The 14,851-nt window shown below is 68.5% G+C and carries 14 protein-coding genes; 2 read left to right on the top strand and 12 right to left on the bottom strand.

What is annotated here, in order from left to right; all coding sequences use genetic code 11:
* Positions 1-193: 193 nt before the first annotated feature.
* Positions 194-841, top strand: a complete 648-nt coding sequence (locus tag ABT130_RS36655) for an FMN-binding negative transcriptional regulator (protein WP_350963486.1) — start codon at positions 194-196, stop codon at positions 839-841.
* A 315-nt stretch (positions 842-1,156) separates the two neighbouring features.
* On the opposite strand, the gene ABT130_RS36650 is transcribed toward ABT130_RS36655, so the two are convergent.
* A complete protein-coding gene (locus tag ABT130_RS36650) occupies positions 1,157-1,555 on the bottom strand; it encodes a VOC family protein (protein ID WP_350963484.1) in 399 nt (132 codons plus the stop codon).
* Between the two features lie 91 nt (positions 1,556-1,646).
* Here ABT130_RS36650 and ABT130_RS36645 point away from each other — a divergent pair, with 91 nt between their 5' ends.
* Entirely contained in the window at positions 1,647-2,636 is a 990-nt protein-coding gene (locus ABT130_RS36645; RefSeq protein ID WP_350963481.1) for a helix-turn-helix transcriptional regulator, read from the top strand.
* 405 nt (positions 2,637-3,041) lie between these two features.
* On the opposite strand, the gene ABT130_RS36640 is transcribed toward ABT130_RS36645, so the two are convergent.
* The 11 genes from ABT130_RS36640 to ABT130_RS36590 form a co-directional block, all read right to left on the bottom strand.
* Complete coding sequence (locus ABT130_RS36640) at positions 3,042-4,487, bottom strand: aldehyde dehydrogenase family protein (protein ID WP_350963478.1); 1,446 nt, start codon at positions 4,485-4,487, stop codon at positions 3,042-3,044.
* A 9-nt stretch (positions 4,488-4,496) separates the two neighbouring features.
* On the bottom strand, positions 4,497-5,441 hold the full coding sequence (locus ABT130_RS36635; RefSeq protein WP_350963476.1) for an NAD-dependent epimerase/dehydratase family protein: 945 nt from the start codon (positions 5,439-5,441) through the stop codon (positions 4,497-4,499).
* Entirely contained in the window at positions 5,438-6,574 is a 1,137-nt protein-coding gene (locus tag ABT130_RS36630; RefSeq protein WP_350963473.1) for a CapA family protein, read from the bottom strand. The genes ABT130_RS36635 and ABT130_RS36630 overlap by 4 nt, the downstream gene beginning before the upstream one ends.
* A 23-nt stretch (positions 6,575-6,597) precedes the next feature.
* Positions 6,598-7,974: an SDR family NAD(P)-dependent oxidoreductase gene (locus ABT130_RS36625; protein ID WP_350963469.1), complete on the bottom strand. Its 1,377-nt coding sequence runs from the start codon at positions 7,972-7,974 to the stop codon at positions 6,598-6,600.
* A 39-nt stretch (positions 7,975-8,013) separates the two neighbouring features.
* A complete protein-coding gene (locus ABT130_RS36620; protein WP_350963466.1) occupies positions 8,014-9,279 on the bottom strand; it encodes an amidohydrolase family protein in 1,266 nt (421 codons plus the stop codon).
* Positions 9,280-9,310: 31 nt separating this feature from the next.
* The gene (locus tag ABT130_RS36615; protein ID WP_350963463.1) at positions 9,311-10,276 is read right to left on the bottom strand and encodes an ABC transporter substrate-binding protein; all 966 of its coding nucleotides are present in this window, start codon (positions 10,274-10,276) and stop codon (positions 9,311-9,313) included.
* Positions 10,277-10,402: 126 nt separating this feature from the next.
* Positions 10,403-10,549, bottom strand: coding sequence for an aldehyde dehydrogenase family protein (locus ABT130_RS36610; RefSeq protein ID WP_350963461.1), 147 nt, complete (start codon positions 10,547-10,549; stop codon positions 10,403-10,405).
* The gene (locus ABT130_RS36605) at positions 10,539-11,024 is read right to left on the bottom strand and encodes an aldehyde dehydrogenase family protein (protein ID WP_350963458.1); all 486 of its coding nucleotides are present in this window, start codon (positions 11,022-11,024) and stop codon (positions 10,539-10,541) included. Before ABT130_RS36605 ends, ABT130_RS36610 begins: the two co-directional genes overlap by 11 nt.
* A gap of 87 nt (positions 11,025-11,111) precedes the next feature.
* On the bottom strand, positions 11,112-12,554 hold the full coding sequence (locus ABT130_RS36600; protein WP_350963455.1) for a DHA2 family efflux MFS transporter permease subunit: 1,443 nt from the start codon (positions 12,552-12,554) through the stop codon (positions 11,112-11,114).
* 3 nt (positions 12,555-12,557) lie between these two features.
* The gene (locus ABT130_RS36595; protein WP_350930089.1) at positions 12,558-13,025 is read right to left on the bottom strand and encodes a YbhB/YbcL family Raf kinase inhibitor-like protein; all 468 of its coding nucleotides are present in this window, start codon (positions 13,023-13,025) and stop codon (positions 12,558-12,560) included.
* Positions 13,026-13,028: 3 nt separating this feature from the next.
* The gene (locus tag ABT130_RS36590) at positions 13,029-14,519 is read right to left on the bottom strand and encodes an aldehyde dehydrogenase family protein (protein ID WP_350930090.1); all 1,491 of its coding nucleotides are present in this window, start codon (positions 14,517-14,519) and stop codon (positions 13,029-13,031) included.
* Between the last annotated feature and the right edge of the window lie 332 nt (positions 14,520-14,851).

Genomic DNA, 14,851 nt, shown 5'->3' with positions numbered 1-14,851 from the left:
TCGCGCTGCCGGCATCTGAGCCGTTCTTCATCGAACCGTCACCTAGGAGAATGTATGCGATTCGCTCGGAACGCCCAGGCCGCGGCGGGGCTCGCCGGCCTGGGCGCCGCCGCCGCCGCGGTCAGCCTGCTGGCCCTCACCTGACCGCCCGACACCGCCTTCATCACATCGATCACTCAGAAGGAGTTCCCTCATGTTCATCCAGCCCTGGGACGCGAGCCTGGACGAGGCCGAGTGGCAGACCTGGATCGCCGATGGCCACGACTTCGGCCAGCTCGCCGTCAACGGCCTGCCCGGCCGGCCGCCCGTCGTCGTCCCCACCCATTTCGTCTGCGACGGCAGTGATCTGCTGGTCCATCTCGCCCGCCCGAATCCGGGCTGGAAGGCGATCGAGCACAACCCGGATGTGACCTTCACCGTCATCGGCGACTACGCCTTCGTTCCCGGCACCTGGCGCGCCGCCGCTGATATTCCGCCCCGGGACGGGGTCCCGACCAGCTATTACGCGGCCGTCCAGTTCACCTGCCGCGCGCACGTCATCGACGACCCCCAGGCCAAGGCCGACCTGCTGACCCGGCAGCTCGCCCACTTCCAGCCCAGCGGCGACCACGCCGAGGTCGCCGTGGACCGCCCCCCGTACGGGCGCATGCTGGCCGGCATCCGCGGGCTACGCCTGGAGGTCACCGCCGTCCAGGCCAAGTTCAAATACGACGACCACAAGAGCATCCAGCACCGCACCGCGGTCGCCGAACGCCTCACCGCCCGCGGCCAGGGGCTGGACCTGCCGACCGCCGCCCAGCAGCGACGCCGCCTGGACCGCATCGGCACCTGGACACCCTGACACAGGCCCGCGCCGAGGCCTTCCCCGGCGCGCGCACTGACCCAGCGTCCTCAGTTCCGGGACCTGGACCGTGACCTGCGCGCACACGCCCGCTAAGCGCATTCGAACAGAAAGTCACGGTAAGCCGCGCAATGCTGCTCTGCTAACGGGACTTTCCGTTCCGATGCTCGTCATGGCCCGACACAACCGCAGACGTCCTTCGGGGGCAGCGGTGTGTTCCGGTGCCCCCTGCTGTTGGCGCTCCTGGACTCGGCGGACGCGTTCATCGGAAGCCCTGGGCTCTCAGGGTCCCCGCATGATCGGCTGTGCGTGGCGTCAACGTGCGAACTTCTCGATGGCCGCCGGGGTGACTGGGGTGAAGAAGTTGACGAGGTTGCCGTCGGGGTCGCGGAACAGCAGCGACCGGTTGCCCCAGGGCATCGTGGTGGGCTCGTTGACGAAGTCGGTGACGAAGCCGGCCAGGTTCTGGTGAACGCGGTCCACGTCGTCGACGCGGAACTCGGTGATCACGCTGTGGTTGTCCGCCGGGCGGGCAGAGCCCGGGGCGAACAGCGGGACGGTGCGGGTGCCGGCGATCGCGAGGGTGGCGTTGGGGGTCTTGAGTTCGGCGAAGTCCTCGGTGGCCCACATCGCCTGCACCCCTGTGGCTCGCTCGTAGAACTCGACGAGGCGCGCGACATCGCTGGTAATGATGCGGATCGAGACGAAGTCCATGGTGATCTCCTTGGCTGATGAAGTCGCTGCACTTCGCAGGCTAGGAGAAATAGTGGACAGAATCGGTCCTGTATTTGCGTAGGCTGTGAACATGCCTCGACCCACCGGCCGCGTGCTGACACTCCTGGAGCTGCTGCAGTCGGGCGGCACTCGGACGGTGGCCGAACTCGCCGACAGGCTCGGCGTTGATGGGCGCACCGTGCGGCGGTATGTAGACCAGCTGATCGACCTTGACGTGCCCGTGGAGTCGGTGCGCGGACGCTACGGCGGGTACCGGCTTGCCCCCGGGTACCGTTTGCCTCCGCTCATGCTCAGTGACGACGAGGCGCTGGCCGTGCTGCTCGGCTTGGTCGCCGGCCGCCGAGCAGGGTTGATGGCCGCGGGTCACACGGCGAGCGAGACGGCATCGGCCAAGATCCGGCGGGTGCTGCCCAAGCGCGTCGCCCGCCGGCTCGACACGCTCCTGGAATCTCTCGCCTTCACGGATCAGCCTGGTGAGTTCGCCACCCCGGACGCTGGGATCCTGCTCACCATTGCCGATGCGGTGCGCCACCGCCGACCGGTCTCGATCAGATACACCGACCGCGACGGCCGGCGCAGCGAACGCACGCTGCACGCGTACGGAATCGTCGCCCATTCGGGCCAGTGGTACGTCACGGGCACGGACGCTGGGATCGGTGAGGACCGGACCTTCCGGCTCGATCGCATCGCAGACGCAAGGACCCTGCCCGGCTCATTCGAGGCGCCCGTGGGTCCCGGTCCGGCACAGCGCGTGTTGTCAGGGTTCGCCACGGCTGAGTACCGGCATGAGGTGACCTTGCGGATCCACGGGACGGTTGAGCAGATCCGTGCCCACCTTCCCGCCAGCGTCGCGAGCTTGGAGGAGCACGAGCCCACGGCAGGCAAGGACCCGGCGCCCGAGCGCTGGCTGCGCGTCGAGCTACGGGCGGAGCGGCTCGACTGGTTGCCTCCGGCACTCGCCTCACTCGACCGGCCGTTCGTCATCGAGCGCCCCGATGAACTGCGCAACCTCGTCATCGCGCTCGCCGATCGCCTCGCGTCCTGCGCCCGCCAAGCCTGACAGCGAGGAACCAATGTCATGAGATGGCACAGCTAATGCCCCCAGCCGGCGAGTAATGTCTCGTATCCGAAGAGGCCGTGCTGGGCCGTCCAGGATGACGAAGTCCCCGCCCCTCCAGGGCGAGCGGCTCCGCCGCGTACGGCGATCCGGTGGTACACCAGCCGCCCCACTCCGTCTCACCGCTCGCCCAGCGGGAAAGCACCACATTCTGCATACGAATCTTCAAGGAAGTCCGTGACGGACGGACAGTATCTTGGCGGCGTCACCCAGCCGGGCATCCTGTCAGCACGTATGCGACGCCGCCGCTCGACGAGCTGACCTGCTTCGGCCCCTGGCCTCGCGTTCCAGCCGAGTCGATCACCGTCGCCGTCACCGGCTCGGCGTGTGGAGGTACGACCCCTGTGGTCAGTTCACCGGCCGTAGGTTCACGATTCGCGTCGACCGATAGGCCTGGTAGCCCTCGATGCCGGTGGAGGTGCCCCAGCCGGAGTCCTTGTGCGGGTCACGCGGACCGAGCTGGTTGGTGGCCCAGGCGTTGATCGTCACGCTGCCGGTGCGCATCCGAGCAGCGACGGCGCGGGCCCGGTCGGTATCGGCGGAGAACACGCTGCCGCCCAGCCCGAACACCGAGTCGTTGGCCAGCCGCAGCGCGTCGTCGTCACCGTCGTGCGGGATGAGCACCGCGACCGGGCCGAACAGCTCCTCCTGTGCCACCGCCATGTCGTTGGTGCCGCTGAACAGGGTGGGCTGCAGATAGAAGCCGTGTGACAGACCGGGTGGCCTGTCGCCGCCGTACTCCAGCGTCGCCCCCTCCGCCGCCGCGGCGCCAATGGCCGTGCGCACCCGTTCGTAGTGCGCCCGCGATGCCATCGGCCCCATGGTGGTGGCGTCGTCGAACGGATCGCCGACGACGAAGGTGTCGACCTTTTTCTGCAACGCCGCCACCGCGTCGCCGATCCGCTCGCGGGGCACGATGATGCGGCTGAGCGCGCTGCAGATCTGCCCGGAGTTGAAGTAGACGCTGTTCGCGGCGGCCGCCGCGACGAGGTCGAGGTCGGCGTCGTCGAGCACGACCGCGGCGGACTTGCCGCCCAGCTCCAGTACGTAGCGTTTGAGGTGGCGCCCGGCCAGCTCGGCGACCCGGCGTCCGATGCCGGTGCCACCCACGAACCCGATCTTGTCGACGGCGGGGTGCGTGACAAGGTGTTCGCTGACGGCGGCATCGGCGGGCACGATGTTGAACGCGCCCGCCGGCAGTCCGGCGGCGGTCAGGGCACGGGCCCAGACCAGCGACGAGAACGGGGTGTCCGGCGGTGGCTTCGCGATCACGGTGCAGCCTGCGAGCAGGGCCTGCGCCGCGTGCCGCATGGTGCCGGTGAAGGGCGAGTTCCAGGGCACGATCTCCAGCGCGACGCCGATCGGGTCGTACTGCACCTCGTAGTCCCAGCCGCGCGACGCGGGCACGACGTCCGAGGTCTCCAACGCCATGGCGCCCATGGCGCGGATGACCTTCAGCGAGCCGTGCACGCTGGCGCGGGTCACGCGCAGCGGTGCCCCGATCTCGAACGCGCACAGCCGCGCGATCTCCTCGACCGACTCCTCGACGTGGCTCAGCGCCCGGTCCAGCACTTCGACCCGCTCGACGAGTGGCAGCCCCGACCAGACCCCGCTGTCGAAGGTCTCGCGCGCAGCCACGGCGGCGCGATCGGCGTCGGTGACCGACGGGCGCCGCACTGTCGCGTAGGTCTGCTCGGTCGACGGCGCGACGAGGTCGACGACCTGGTCGCCGGTGGGCTCGACGATCTCGCCGCCGATGGCGATGCCCTCGGCGGTAGGGTTAAAAGTCGGCATGGGAACTCCTCAGGAAGCGGTTGACTCGATCCACTGCCGGTAGTCGGCGAACGCCGCAGGCAGTGGATAACGCGGGGTGAACCCGAGCACCGTGCGAGTACGGTGCGGGCTCATCGGCACGGTGTCGGGCATGCCGGTGGCGCGCACGGTCACCGCGGCGTCAGGCACGGCGGAACGCAGCGCCGCCGCGAGGTCGTCGCCGCTGTCGGCCACCCCGATGCCGACGTTGAAGACCCGGTCGGGGAATCCCGAGAGATCGGCCCAGCAGGCATGGTGCGCCGAGCCCGCGGCGTCCTTGCAGTAGATCCACTCCCGGCGTGACGGCTCCACCTCGACGGGCTTCCCGGCGAGCGCGTCGCGCAGATAGCCCTCCATCTCCACGGTGGCCATCCCGCCCCCGCCCCGGCGCAACGGCCCGAACACGCGGGCGAACCGGACGGCGATCACCTCCATGTCGTACGACTTCGCGTACACCATGCCCAGGTCCTCGGCCGCCTTCTTCGACATCGCGTAGATCGACGACGGCCGCGGGTAGGCGTCCTCGGCGTCGGCCTGTCCGTTGTCCTTCCCGCCCATCACGCTGTACGCGGCGCTGGAGCTGCACAGCACCACGCGCTCCACGTCGTGCCGCCGTGCGGCCTCGAGCACGTGCGCGGTGCCGAGCACGTTGACCTGCACGTTGCCGATCGGGTTCGCCAGTGCGCCCGCGGTGAGACCCGGGAACGCCGCGGTGTGCACGATCCGGCGGACCTCGTTGTCCTTCACCGCCTTCTCGACGGAGGTCAGGTCGAGCAGGTCGCCCTGGACGATGACGGCGGCGGCGATGTCGATGTGGTCGGCCAGCGACGCGCGGTCGGGGTTGAGGTCGAACACGACCGGAGTGTGCCCGGACTCCTGCATCAGCCGCGCCACCTGGGCTCCGACGAGCCCGCCGCCGGTCACGAGGACGTTCATCGGCACACCACCTCGTCGCCCTCGATGGTGTAGCTGGTGGAGATGCCCTGGCTCTGTGTGACCTCGGTCAGGTAGTCGAGCACCTGGGTGAAGCCGGGGTCGTCGGGCTTTTGCACGACGGGCTGGGCCCGCTTGTTGATGACCACCGGCCGGAACGACACCCGCCCGACGCGCTTGTCGACGATCTCGACCTGCCCGATCAGCGATAGCACCTGGTCCGGCGAGACGGAGTAGGGGTGGTACCACTCGTCGTACTCGGTCGGTTCGTTTATCTCCTGATGGCTGCCGATGAGGTCGTCGAACTCCTTGTTGCGGGCCCTGGCCTCCTCGATCAGCTTGCTGGGCAGGTCGAAGCAGAAGTTGCCGAGGCTGTGGAAGATCGGCTTGCCGTTGTAGAACTCGATCGCCTTGATGACGTGCGGACCGTGCCCGATGATCACGTCGGCGCCCGCGTCGATGGCGGCGCGCGCGACCGCGTGCTCGTAGTCGGGCAGCACCCCCTTCACGAGGTGGACGCCCCAGTGGAACGAGACGGCCAGCACGTCGCACTGCTCCTTGGCGGCCCGGATGTCGGCGACCATCGCCGACAGGTCCTCGGCGACCGGGAACGTGAGGATCTTCGGCTTCGTACCGGGCTGGTAGTCGACCTGCTGGTAGTGGGTGTGCGCCCGCATCGGGGCGGCACCCGGCCGCTGCGGCCCGGCCTCGTAGTTCGGTCGCAGCAGCGAGCAGTAGGCGAGGAACCCGACGCGGGTGTCGCCGCGGTCGACGAACGCGGGCTTGCGCGCCTCGGCGATGTTCGCGCCCGCGCCGATCACCGCGAATCCGTTGTCGCGCAACGCCGCGATCGTCTCCATCAGGATGTCGGGGCCCAGGTCGCCGCTGTGGTTGCTCGCGCAGGAGATCACGTCGTAGTTGCCGAGCTTGAGCCCGGCGACGTTCTCCGGCCGGGTCACCTCGGTCCAGCCGACCGCCGGGATGATGTCCTCCGACGTCGTGTAGAGCCGCTCGTTCTGCGCGAACACGATGTCGAGCTCCTGCAGGTAGCTCCCGACGAACGCGTAACCCGACTCGGGCTCGCGATGAAATGCGGTGACGTCTCCGACCACGCCCAACGTAAGCTTTTCAGACATGTTTTCTTCCTTGAGAATCGTGGTCAGGAGACGCCGAGCGCCGTCCGCGCCACTCCGATCATCGAGTAGTAGCCCACGAGCATCGCCAGCTTCACGACGTGCTCGCGGGAGAGCCATGTCTCCAGTGCGGCCCTCGCCTTCGTGGTGCCGTCGCCACTCACCGCGGCCTCGACGAACGCGGCGAGCTGGGCGTCGCGTTCGGCCAGCCCGGTGAGGTCACCGGTGCGGAGTGCGGCGATCTCGGCGTCGGTCAGGCCCGCGGCCTTCGCCGGATCGACGTGCTCACGCCAGCAGTAGTCGTTGCCGGAAACGGCGGCGTGACGCAGGATCACCAGCTCGGTCTCACGGGCGTCGAGAGCGATCGTCGTCTGCCGCAGCGCCCGCTGGGCCTGCGCGACGGCGGGCGCGCCGAGCAGCGCCTGGTGCAGGGCCGTGGCGTTGTGCGCAGCGCGTTCGCCCGCCCCGCTCAGCACCGACCGCACCCACACCCCGTGCGCCCCGATATCCTCGGGCACGTTCGACTCGCTGCGGTCGCCCACCTCGGTGAAGTGCTCCAGCACGTCCTCGGGCGTGAACCCGTCGGTCGCGACGAACCCGCGGGTTACCCCGACGAACACCTCGCCGACGCGGCCGGCGCCGACGTTGAAGATCCGCCCGGTGACCGGGCAGCGCTCGTGCATCATGAACAACGCGCCCGCCGCGACCAGCTCGGGCCGCGAGTTCGCCTTCGAGAAGGCGATCGCGGCGTCGGGCAGCGGGGCACCTGGCCGCGTGTTGACGATGCCCTTGTTGAGCCCGACGAGCCGGGTGTAAGCCGACGGCGACACCGCGTTGACCACGATGTTCGCCGGGCGCCCGCGCACCGCGAGCGCCTTCGTCAGGCCCAGCACGGCCGCCTTCGCCGTCGCGTAGGCCTGCTTCGGGTTCGGTCCGGGTCCGGTGCCGTCGCCGTAGAGCCCCGCCGACGACGTGGTGAGCACGATACGCCCGTATCCGCGCTCGACCATTCCCGCCCACACCTCGTCGGCCAGCAGCCATGCGGCACGCACGTGCACGTCGAAGACCGGGTCGAACTCACCGATGTTGAAGCCGGCGTTGTGCACGACCACGTCGACCTTGCCGAAGGCGGCGACGGCGGCGGCCACGAGGGACCGCACGCCGTCGGCGTTCGACACGTCGCTGGTGTCGGCGATCGCCGACCCGCCCGCCGCGATGATCTCCGCAACCACGTCGGCGGCGGGCCCCGCGTCGTGTCCGGTGCCGTCCACGGCCGCGCCGAGATCGTTCACCACGACCGCGGCGCCCCGCTGCGCGAGCAGCAGCGCATAGGCCCGGCCGATGCCACGCCCCGCACCGGTGACGATCGCGACGCGGCCGTCGAACCGCAGTTCCTCACTCATCGCACGCCCTGCGCTGATGATTCGCTCGCCGACACTCACTCATCGGGCGACGAACTCCGGGTAGGCGGGCTCGAAGTTGTGCAGGCGGATCGCATTGCCCGCCAACACCTTCCACTTGTCCTCGTCGCTGAGTCCTGCCACCTGCTCCAGCGCGCGCGGCAACGAGTTCGGCCACGTCGAGTCGGTGTGCGGGTAGTCCATCTCGATCATGACGTTGTCGACAGCACCGAGTTCCTTGACCGCTTTCATGCCGACGAAGTCCTCGAAGAAGCAGGCGAAGATCTGCTCCTTGAACACCTGCGTCGGGGACCGATCGTCCAGGTACAGCAGCTCGTCGCGTTCGACAAGGCCGCCATCGCCACGCTGATGGTCGGCCAGGGTGCCCTGGCGGTGGTACTTCCTGTTCCAGTGGCCCTGGACCTTGAGCACGTACTCGGCCCGCTCCAGCGTCGGTGCGATCCACCCGATCTGCGACTCTGACATGCAGACCTTCAGCCCGGGGAACCGGCCGAGGATGCCGCTGAAGATCCAGTCGAGGGTCGTGGAGATCGGCAGGATGAAGCTGTTGGACGCCAACGAGACCAGATAGGGCGCGTCCTCCGACGTCTTCGTCATATTCGACGACGACCCGTAGTGCATCAGTAGCGGCAAGCCGGTCTCCTGCAGCACCGCCCACAGCGGGTCCCAATGCCCGTCGGAGGAGTGGATGGACTTCATCCGCTCACCCTTGTAGCTCAGCTTCGCCGGGTTCTCGGAGAAGATCACCCCACGTGATCCGCGGGCCGCACAACGCTCGACCTCTCGGACCGACGCCTCGACGTCCCAGAACGGGATAAGCGTGGCCGGGATGAACCGGCCCGGATTCGCCGCGCACCACTCGTCGAACAGCCAGTCGTTCCACGCCTTGATGCACAACTCGCCGAGCACCGAGTCGTCGGCCTCCATGAACGTCTGGCCCGCGAACCGAGGGAAACTCGGAAAGTTGATCGACGCGACGACCCCGGCCTGATCCATGTCCTTCAGCCGCTCCACCGGGTCATAACAGCCGGGGCGCATGTCGGCGTAGCGCAGCGCGTGCGGCGTGATGTCCTCGTACTTCTTGCCCGCCACCGCCGAGAGCCCCGACGTCGGGAACAGCTTGCCTTCGTACTGCCAGAACTCGTCGCCGTCCTTGACCACGACCTTGGGCGCGGCATCCTTGTACTTGCTGGGTACCCGGTCCTGCCAGATGCCCGGCGGTTCCAGAATGTGGTCGTCGACGGAGATCATCCAGTCGAGGCGGTACGTCCCGTCTCCTGTGGTCATTGCCGATCCCTTCTCTTGATTGCCGATTTGGTCAGTGGGTGAGCGACTTAGCCGCCTCGTCCATCAGCGCCTGGTCGCTGAGCTCTTCGATCGAGAGGTTCGTCGGGTATTTCAGGACTCCGCGGCTGCGGAAGAAATCCTGCAGGGCGTTGAGCGACTTGGCGTTGAGCGGCAGGTTCTTGTGGTAGGCGGGCGACGGACTCTTCCTGACCGTCTCGATCGGGATCTGGGTCGCGTCGGAGATGATCTTGCTGATCTCCGGGTCCTGCAGGTAGTCACCCTTGAGGTCGTCGACCGCACGGTAGAGCGCGCGCAGGAACCGCACACCCGCGTCCCGATTGTCGATGGTCAGGCTCGGGCCGATCGAGAACGCGTTCGCGCTGTTCGAGTACGCCTCACTCATACCGTCGAGCGCAACGATGTCGCCCTTCTCCAACAGCGACACGAGCAGCGGGTAATAGCTGATGGTGGCCGCCACCGAGTCGTTGAGCAGCGCGGCCACGCCGTCGGAGGGCCCGAGCTTCAGCACCTCGACGTCGTTGAGGGAGAGCCCGGCCTGCCGCAGCAGAAGGTCGACCATCCAGCCGGTCGACGAGTCCGGCCCGGACGGTATGGAGATCTTCTTGCCGCGCAGGTCGGCGACCGTCTTGATCGGCCCGTCCTTGCGCACAAGCAGCTCGATGTTGGGGCGCTTGTCCTCGGCGATCTGCCCGATCTCGCCGGCCAAGGTCACGTCGAGCCCGTTTGCCACGCCGTTGAAGTAGCTCGCCGCGAGACTGCCGAAATACGCGTCGAGCTGCTTGGTCGCCACGAGCGTCTGGGCGTCGGTCGACATGCCCTCGACGATCTCGATCGTGATCCCCTCGTCGGCGAAATAACCCTTCGCCATCGCGACGTACAGGTTCCCGCTCGAGATGGTGGGCTGCGAGCCGACTTTCAACGTGATGGGCGCGCCTTTCTCGGCGGACTCCGGCGCCGACGAACACGCGGTGGTCACCACCAACAATGTTCCGGCGAATAGCGCCAGAAGCACTCGAACATGCCTCATTGCAGTAACCAACTTTCTGGAGGGTTCGCGACACCGTGGCGACATCCTCGGTGCGCGCTACTGGGAAACGAGGAATCAGTCGTCGTCCATGCGGATCCAGACTGCTTTCGTGCCTCGATACTCGTCGAGGACGTGACCCGAGAGTTCCTTACCGAATCCGCTCATCTTCGAACCCCCGAACGGCATGGAGGGGTCGGTGGCCCCGTAGGTGTTAACCCACACCACTCCTGCTTGTAAAGCGGAGATCACACGGTGGGCCCGCCCGATGTCCGGGCGACTTCCCGTTCAGCTCAAGGTGGACACGCTTCGTGTTGACCGCCGACGCCCGGATGATCTCCTGGCCGGTGGCGGTCGACCCGGTGAAGTCGATCTTGTCGACGTCCGAGTGCGTGGCCGGCGCCGCGCCTGCGGTCTCCCCGTAGCCGGTGACGATGTTGACCACGCCTGGTGGCAGGTCCAGCTCCCGAAGGAGCTCGCCGAGGCGCAGCGGCGCCAGTGACGCCTCCTCGGCGGGCGCGATCTTCCACACCGATGCCGCGAGCGGCGAGTTCCACGGGATGATCGAGGCGATCGTCGCGCCAGTGGAGGGATTCACCGTGTCGAAGGTCTTCTCCACGAGCGCCGGAACCCATTCGCCGTCGATGAGCAGGCGTTTGGGGGTGGCGTCGAGGATCGCGACGTCTGACTGCGTAATCACGATGTATCCGCCTCACGGGAAGGGGAATGCCGAGGTGAGACCCGGATTACAGGCGAGATTATCCGCGGCGGTGCGCCCAGTCAACGGTTATGTTGAACTTTGGCGATAAGCCGCTGCGAGCACTGACGCGGCAGCGGCCAGCAGGCACAGCGCCGCCAGCACCCAGAAGGCCACCCGATAGCCGTGCGTGAGCGCGTCGAGGCGCGCGCCCGGCAACGACGAGAACGTACCCGCGTACGCGGCGCGCTGCTCCGGTTCGGTCAGCAGGCTTGTCGCGAGCGCGGGTCCCAGCGCGGCGCCGATCATGAAACCGCTCTGCTGCAAGGTCGCACGCAGCCCGTTCACGACGCCGCGCCGCGTCGTCGCCACGCCCCCGACGATCGTGCTGGTGTTGGGCGCCATGAACAGGCCCGTGCCCACCCCGACGACCACGAGGCAGGCGCCCAACGCCGTACCGTCGACCCCCGGCTCGACGATCAGCGCCAACGCCACGAGCCCGGCCACCAGCAGCATCAGCCCGCCCGTCGCGAGCGTCCCTGCTTCCCAGCGCCGCGCCAGCGAACCCACCAGCACCGACGCCGTGGCGAGCCCGATCGCCGCCGGCATGACGTGCAGGCCCGCCTCGAACGGCGACATGCCGACCGCGGCCTGCAGGTACAGCCCGACGAGCAGGACCACCGCGTAGCGGCCCACCGACGAGAGGAAGTTGGCTGCGAGCGCCATCGCGCGCGGCCGGTCGCCGAACAGGCCCAGATCCAGCAGCGGATGCCGCCGACGCCGCTCCACCAGCACGAACAGCCCGGCGAAGACGACGAACCCCGCCGCCCCCGCCACGACCGGCGGGCTCCCCCAGCCCCGGCTGCCGCCCTCCGAGAGCGCGACCGCCAGCCCGACCAGCGCCAGCGCGGAGAGCAGCGCACCGGGCACGTCGAACGGCTCCCGCGCGCCCGAGCGTGGCACCCGGCGCAGTACCAGGGCCGCGCTGACCAGGCCGATGATGCCGATCGGGACGTTGAACCAGAACGCCGACCGCCAACCGAAGGCCTCTACCAGCGCACCCCCGGTCACCGGCCCCAGCAGCTGAGCCGTCGACACCACGGAGACGTTCACCCCGACCGCGGTAGCGAGCTTCCCGACCGGGAACACGTCGGCGAGCAACGCCGTCACGTTCGTGACCAGCGCCGCACCGCCCACGGCCTGCACCCCGCGCAACGCCGCCAGCCATTCAGGATCGGGCGCGAAGCCGCACGCCAACCCCGCGACGGTGAACAGGGCAAGCCCGCACAGGTACACCAGCCGCCGCCCAAGGATGTCGGCGACCCGGCCGAAAACCAGGATCAACGAGGTGTTGACGAGCAGGTAGGACAGCAGGATCCAGTTCGCCTGCGCCGGGCTCGCGTCGAAGTGCCGCGCGATCGCGGGCAGGGCGACGTCCATCGTGGACGTGTTCAGGGCGGCCAGCATCACCCCGATAGAGGTGATGCTCAGCACCCGCCACGGGTACGCGGCGTCGGCGTCACCTGATCGCACGAACTAGCGCTCGTACGTGCCGACGAGTCGGGCCTGCACCAAAACGTGCGGGTCGATCGCGGCGAGCACCTGGGCCCTCGTCAGTCCTGGCTTCAGGCCCAGGACCGTGTCCAACGCGAACAGGTGGAAGTAGTAGCGGTGCTGCCCATGCCCGGGCGGGGGGCTGGCCGGGCACCACCCGTTCTTGCCGAGACCGTTGACGCCCTGCACGCCCGTTTCCGGGTCGCCCCCCTTGGGCAGTTCCTTCACGTCGGCGGGGATGTCGTAGACCGCCCAGTGGTCGAACCCGTCGATGAGCGGGGCGTCGGGGTCCGTCGCGACCAGCGCGAACGAGCGCGTCTCCGCAGGGGCGTCCGACCAGCTCAGCGGCGGCGAGACCCCCTCGCCGTTCGCCGTCGCGTAGTCCGGGAGTCTGCCGTCGGCCTCGAAATCCGGGCTGGTCAGGCGCAGTGCGCCGATATTGATCTTCATCTTTCACGCTCCTGTGTTGATCCAGATCGACTTCACGTTCAGGTATTCGTGGAGGATCTCACCGGAAAGTTCGTTGCCCCAGCCGCTGGTCTTCGCACCACCGAAGGGCACGGCGGGGTCGACCGCGCCGTAGCCGTTGACCCACACCATCCCCGTCTGCAGCGCCTGCGCGACCGTGTGTGCGCGGGCCAGGTCGCGCGTCCACAGCCCGCCCGCCAGCCCGTAGGAAGTGTTGTTGGCCCGCTGGACCACCTCGTCGACGTCGTCGAACGGCAGCACCGACGCGACCGGCCCGAAGATCTCCTCGCGCACAACCCGCATGTCGTCGCGGACGTCGGCGAGCACCGTCGGCGCGACGAAGTAACCATCGGCGAGTGCGCCGTCGGTCAGCCGCGCGCCACCTGCGACAGTGGCGGCGCCCTCGGCGCGACCGAGCTCCAGATATCCCGACACCCTGTCCAGTTGGGCCTGGGAGACCAGTGGGCCGATCTCGGTCGTCGGGTCGAGGCTGTCGCCGACGGCCAGCGCGTCGGCATAGCGGGCGACGCCCGCCAGAACCTCGTCGTACACGGGGCGCTCGACGAAGATCCGCGTACCCGCGACGCAGATCTGCCCGGAGTTGCCGAACACGGCCTCGGCCGCGGCCGGGATCGCGGCACCCAGGTCGGCGTCGGCGAAGATGATGTCGGGCGACTTGCCGCCCAGCTCGAGCGAGATGCGCTTCAGGTTGCTGTCGGCCGACGATCGAAGGATCGCGCGCCCGGTCTCGGATGAGCCGGTGAACCCGATCTTGTCAACGTCGGGGTGCGCCGCCAACGCGGCGCCGGCCGTCTCGCCGTATCCGGTCACGATGTTGACCACCCCTGGCGGGAGGTCGAGCTCGGCGATCAGCTCGCCGATCCGCAGTGGCGTCAGTGACGCCTCCTCGGCGGGCTTGAGCACAATCGTGCAGCCGGTCGCGAGGGCGGGTGCGATCTTCCAGATCGTCGCGGGAAGCGGACTGTTCCAGGGGGTGATCGCGCCCGCGACACCGATAGGCTCGCGCACCGTGTAGCTGAAGTACCGGCCGGGGAACGAGTTCGGAATCGTCTCGCCGTGCAGCTTGGTGGCCCAGCCCGCGAAGTAGCGCAGCGTCTCGACGGCGGCGCCGCCCCGCTGCTTCGAAACCGGCACACCCATGTCAACGACGTTGATCAGCCCGATCTCGTGCTGGTGGCGCTCCAGCAGGTCGGCCAGCTTGAGCAGCACGTTCTGCCGTTGCACTGGCGTGAAGCGGCTCCAGGGGCCGGTGAACGCGCGTCGCGCGGCCGCGACGGCGGCGTCGATGTCGGCCGCGTCGCCCGCCGCCACCTCGACGATCGGCCGCCCGGTCGAGGGGTTGATCGACGTGAATGTGGCGCCTGAGGCCGCGGGGCGCCACGCACCGTCGATGAACAGTTGTTTGGCGGGCCCAGAAAGGAAGGCCGGTAGCGGCGTAGCGGCTACGGCGGACATGTCTCACTCTCCTGTCAGGATTTTTAACGCTGTCGTAGGACCCTGCCCGTGTGCTGCTCCCGTGCTGAAGACGACTCGACCATCCAGTCGCCCACCGCGTCTTCCTCTCCCGGGCGCATCCGGACAGCCCGGCCCGGCCTTCGCCGCGACGAATCCGGCACCGGGCCGGCGCGAGCACGGCCATGCCCACCGCGATCCGCAGCCCTGTGGAGATAGCTGCGGTGCCGCCGACGGCAGCACGACGTGGCGGACAATCGCGGCCCTGCCGAGCCCGAAACCGTGCCCGGCCCCGACTGGTCGTGTTCCGCACCGTCTTCCATGGAAGACGGTGC

This window comes from Streptosporangium sp. NPDC001681 (assembly GCF_040298085.1).
Lineage (GTDB): Bacteria > Actinomycetota > Actinomycetes > Streptosporangiales > Streptosporangiaceae > Streptosporangium.
Note: the sequence above shows the minus strand (reverse complement) of the source record. Positions and strands in the feature narration are given on the sequence as shown.

Bases quoted from the DNA above. Each gene is read 5' to 3' on its own strand.
- ABT130_RS36640 (WP_350963478.1), bottom strand. From the start codon at position 4,487: ATGCCGACTTTTAACCCTACCGCCGAGGGCATCGCCATCGGCGGCGAG.
- ABT130_RS36655 (WP_350963486.1), top strand. From the start codon at position 194: ATGTTCATCCAGCCCTGGGACGCGAGCCTGGACGAGGCCGAGTGGCAG.
- ABT130_RS36595 (WP_350930089.1), bottom strand. From the start codon at position 13,025: ATGAAGATCAATATCGGCGCACTGCGCCTGACCAGCCCGGATTTCGAG.
- ABT130_RS36620 (WP_350963466.1), bottom strand. From the start codon at position 9,279: ATGACCACAGGAGACGGGACGTACCGCCTCGACTGGATGATCTCCGTC.
- ABT130_RS36645 (WP_350963481.1), top strand. From the start codon at position 1,647: ATGCCTCGACCCACCGGCCGCGTGCTGACACTCCTGGAGCTGCTGCAG.
- ABT130_RS36630 (WP_350963473.1), bottom strand. From the start codon at position 6,574: ATGTCTGAAAAGCTTACGTTGGGCGTGGTCGGAGACGTCACCGCATTT.
- ABT130_RS36635 (WP_350963476.1), bottom strand. From the start codon at position 5,441: ATGAACGTCCTCGTGACCGGCGGCGGGCTCGTCGGAGCCCAGGTGGCG.
- ABT130_RS36650 (WP_350963484.1), bottom strand. From the start codon at position 1,555: ATGGACTTCGTCTCGATCCGCATCATTACCAGCGATGTCGCGCGCCTC.
- ABT130_RS36590 (WP_350930090.1), bottom strand. From the start codon at position 14,519: ATGTCCGCCGTAGCCGCTACGCCGCTACCGGCCTTCCTTTCTGGGCCC.
- ABT130_RS36625 (WP_350963469.1), bottom strand. From the start codon at position 7,974: ATGAGTGAGGAACTGCGGTTCGACGGCCGCGTCGCGATCGTCACCGGT.